General features: G+C 25.5%; 2 protein-coding genes. Both read right to left on the bottom strand.

Annotated features, from left to right (window positions below; all coding sequences use genetic code 11):
• Positions 1–261 (bottom strand): hypothetical protein (locus tag ACOMA8_RS14690; protein ID WP_421371704.1); only part of this gene is annotated, 261 nt, incomplete at its 3' end.
• Positions 258–569 (bottom strand): hypothetical protein (locus ACOMA8_RS14685; RefSeq protein ID WP_421371703.1); only part of this gene is annotated, 312 nt, incomplete at its 5' end. The genes ACOMA8_RS14690 and ACOMA8_RS14685, both read right to left, overlap by 4 nt.

The following is a 569-nucleotide window of genomic DNA, read 5'->3' as shown; positions in this document are numbered from 1 at the left end:
CCTAAAACATTCTATAACTTTTTGAGCATCTAATTCTACACTTCCGATAATAACGTATCTACTATCATTTGTACATTTCGGTTCTATATTAAAACACCCTTCTCTAATAAAAGCGTAGATAATTTTATAAGATGGTCGTTTTAATATAACAGGAACAGTTATATTAATAGAAAGATCTATACTTGTTTGAAGAATTAAAAATGTATCTCTAGTAGAATGTAATTTAAAATAATAATTCGATATAACAATATCTGCTATCATAGGAAATATTCTTTTGAATTATTTATCATATCTTTTAATATAGTCAATTGAGTGTCATCACCACCCCAAAATTTATCATTAAAAGCTTTCTTCATACCCTGAATTATCTTTTTATAATCTATTCCTTCTACTGTCCCTAAAACTTTAACAATTGATCTATTTGACATTTTTTCCGGTAACTCAAAATAAAACCTACCAAAACCAATAGATTCATATATATCTTTTCGTCTAGGTCTTTTAAGATAATTATAGTGTTGATCATCAATACATATGTAAATATCTAAATTTTTCATAGTTCGAATTATTAC

Origin of the sequence: Enterococcus infantis, assembly GCF_049166715.1 — a bacterium.
GTDB classification, from domain to species: Bacteria; Bacillota; Bacilli; order Lactobacillales; family Enterococcaceae; genus Enterococcus_C; species Enterococcus_C leclercqii.
This window is presented reverse-complemented; position numbering and strand designations above follow the sequence as displayed.